At 45.9% G+C, this 3,580-nt stretch carries 3 protein-coding genes and 1 pseudogene; all 4 read right to left on the reverse strand.

Annotated features, from left to right (window positions below; translation table 11 throughout):
- Positions 1-429: pseudogene (locus ACP45E_RS14905) on the reverse strand (substrate-binding periplasmic protein); the annotation flags it as partial.
- Positions 430-646: 217 nt separating this feature from the next.
- Complete coding sequence (locus ACP45E_RS14910; protein WP_017038883.1) at positions 647-1,327, reverse strand: cupin domain-containing protein; 681 nt, start codon at positions 1,325-1,327, stop codon at positions 647-649.
- A gap of 257 nt (positions 1,328-1,584) precedes the next feature.
- Positions 1,585-2,358 (reverse strand): hypothetical protein, encoded by a 774-nt coding sequence (locus ACP45E_RS14915; protein ID WP_241824317.1) that lies wholly within the window; start codon positions 2,356-2,358, stop codon positions 1,585-1,587.
- Between the two features lie 208 nt (positions 2,359-2,566).
- On the reverse strand, positions 2,567-3,580 hold a 1,014-nt coding region (locus tag ACP45E_RS14920), incomplete at its 5' end, for a DUF3360 family protein (protein WP_069585179.1).

Consider the following 3,580-nt stretch of genomic DNA (forward strand, 5'->3'; position numbering starts at 1 on the left):
TTCTGTGGCAGCAAACCCAGCAACACCGCCAATGTTGTACTGAGACAGATCCGAAATCGTGTCCCAATGAAAATCAACATCTTTGTGGTAGAACATCACGGTATCGGCGTGCATGAGGGGGATGGTCGGGTAGATAAACTTAGTTCGACGCTCGTTATTTGAATACCAGGGGAAGGTTCCATCATACTTGGCGTACTCGACCAGTTTGGCACTGCGCACCCAGGGCATGTAATCGATTTTAACGTCGTAACCTTGAGAGTGAAATGCGTGGTGGACGACTTTTTCAAGAAGACCGCCTTGATATTGGCTAGAGGTGTATGGGAACCAATCGCCAGAGGCTAAACGCACTACTTTTTCTTCCCCAGCAACCGTGAAAGGGGTTATCCACATACACACACAAAACACGAAATAGGTTCTGATGGTTTTCATCCTATCGATCCAGTCTTCTGCTTATCCGTAAACATTCATTCACTAGACATTACTCGCCATCCATTACTCGAAAATAATCACTCGAAAATAATGATGGGACAGCAAAAATTAAAATGAAACTTATCATTAACAATGGCACAGTTTTAACCATAAAACGAACAGTAAATTCGATGTTTGTCATCTGTTCTCACCATAGAAACTGTCAGAGTATCGATACTTATGGGGTACTTACATTGAATAAATGGCCGGTTTTTACGTAGATCAATGCGCCATCGTCTTGTGTGAAAGGCTGGTGCTGACTTAGGTGAGGGCTGCGTAGCCAAGTGCCTTTAGGGTAAGTGCCATGTTCATCGTAGAATGTTCCTTCAAGGACGAATATTTCTTCGCCTCCCCAATGCTTGTGGCCGTTGAATTGTGTATTCGGTGCCCATTTTACAAGGGCAACATGCTCCCCTTCAAACTCATGCAATGGCATCACGGTGAGCCCATCAACAAGGCCTTGTCGCCACGGCTGAACATGCGTATCTATGACTTTTTGCTCTGCGTCTGCTTGGTCAAATTGGTGAAGTTTGACGAAAATCGTCGCACCCTCTTTGCCAATGCGCGGTTGGTGGGAAGTACCGATGGGATTTCGTACATAGCAACCTTGCCCGTAATCCTGATGCTCATCGGAAAAGATACCGTCTAATACTAAAAATTCTTCGCCACCAGAATGTAGGTGGGGTGAAAACTCACTAAAAGGCGCATAACGTACAATGGAAGTGGCTCTTGCAACTTCGTCTCCAATTCTATCTAACATCATTCGCTCGACACCGGGCATCGGTGAGTCGACCCATTGGTAGTCTTCTGGTCGAATGATGATTCGTTGCTGGAAATCGGCGTTCAGGTAAGTGGTCATGTATGCCTCATGCATTAGGTAAAGCGACGGCTTTTAATAATAGATCAATGGTAATGATAGATCGCTAGTAATGACAGTTGGGTAATAGGAAGTCGACTCATCACCACAAGACATTACTAGTATTAGAAGATAGTGCAATAAGTCGTCAGTTAATGAGTAACACGCCCTAATAACTTATCCGCTTCTTTCTTACCGGCTTTTATTTGTTTGGCCTCTATTTATCCCTTTTTTAGCTATTTTACTGCCCAGTTATCCGTTCATTGCTTTTGTTTCTTGCTCTCGATCACTCTTAATACGTAATCGGTACTCCACGCTGTCCCTAATAAACATAGCCAAACGACAAAAACCGAATTGGGCACGTTTGCTGTTGGGGTGAGCATTAAGGCGGAAAATGCTACGGTGGGAAGAGCCCAGCCGAGAAGAGTACCCCACTGATACTTCTTAATCGCAAACAGGTGTCCAATAACCGCTATTGCGATAGAAAAGCAAAACGTGAGTGCTATAGCGTAAGGCAGTTGTGCAACCCATAAAGGCGCGAAGATACCGAGGCTCCACCAGGGAAATTGCTGCGACATCTTACTGTGTTTGGTTGCAAACCACGCTAGCATAACCGCGAATGTTTGAATGATGGTCATGGCTGCGTTGCCATCGAGCTCATTACTCATTTGCGTGATCATGAGGCCGGTTTGTAGCGAGACGAGTATGAGTAAGCTCGTGACTTTCGAGATGGTTCCTGAGCGTCTCGAAAATGCCACCATCATGAGTGGAAATATCACCCAAGAGGAGACAGATAGCGCAATCGATTGGTAAGGTAAAGTGAGCCCATAAAGGGTTAAAGCGGTGAGTAGAAGAAGCCCAGCAATGCCTCGCTGAGGGAGTACCCACAATGCGGGAATGATTAAAGCAAGTATCGCTACATGGCTGCCACTGAGACTGACAACCTGAGCACCGATGATGACTAAAACAGAAGCCGCGATGAATGAAAGTGTCGGAAATAAGATAGATTCGTCCTCTAGCATTTCGTTATTCATATTGGGCAAAGCACTCGATAAGCATGTGTTTAACGTATTGAATAAAGCGCTTTGCCCTGAAAATTTGCCCTGAAAATAGGATCAGTAAGTTTTTGATGTTTTTATCATTACTCTTTTATCTAAACAGGCAACCCTAACGACAACCGAATAGCCATTCCGTTGTCGCTGAGATTGTTTAAAAAGAACGTTTAAAAAAGAGGCGTAAAAACTAGTTACCGATCAGTGCTGGAATACCCGGCAGTTGCCCAACGGCCGCGAGTGAACCAACACAAATTACAAAGGCCACTCCAGGAATGATGTACTTGTCTTTCTTTGATAGCGTTTTTGCACGTTCATGATCGCCAATAAGACCCATGTTATCGAGCAGCATGGTGGTTGCCCAACCAAACACTGGATTCACAAAAGCACAGGCAAAGATACATATCCCAGCACTTAACGAATCTTTATGCTTATGAACCATTTGCATTCCCGCCTCTAATAGAGGGAGGAAAACCCCCACAATCAGTGCAACACGCAGAACCGGTTCCCACATGGCGAGATCCATCGGGTAACCGATGACAGAAGCAAGCACACACATAATACCGGTAAGCACCGCGCCACCAGGGATAGGGCGTTTTGCAATGGCCGCTGGGATCATATAAGTCCCCCAAGACGATGCTAGGTTACCACCACCTAAAATCGCACCCACACCTTGTCGAACAGACGCAACAACCATGGTGTCATCAACATCCATCAATACACCCTTGGCTTCTTTCGGGTAGTTGAGCTCTTGGAATACTCGGTGACCAAGGTAGTCAGGTGACCACATAGCAACGGCTAATAGCGCGAAAGGAATAACCGCAATAAAATGCTGTAAATTCGGCCATCCCATTTTCCAGCCAGTGTCTTCACCCCACCAGTAAAACGGACTAAAGTTTGGCAGGCCCGGTTCAGTGGTAAACGCAAAATCAGCACCCAAAGCGTAAGCAACGATCCCCGCCAGTGCAGAGCACAATGGAATGGCTAACCAACGTTTGTTGATTTTCGCTAGGTAGGCATACACCAATACTGTCACACCAATGACCGCAAACGAGATATACCCTTGGTCGGTGCTACTGGCCCATACTTCGGTTCGATTGATTTGACCGATTAATCCCACGGCCCCTAAATAGATAAGTAACCCGCCTCGCACGCCGACGCCGGTTAAGGTCATGAGTTTTGATCCCCCTTTGGTGTACGCCAA

Origin of the sequence: Vibrio genomosp. F10 str. 9ZD137, from assembly GCF_049974785.1 — a bacterium.
GTDB lineage: Bacteria > Pseudomonadota > Gammaproteobacteria > Enterobacterales > Vibrionaceae > Vibrio.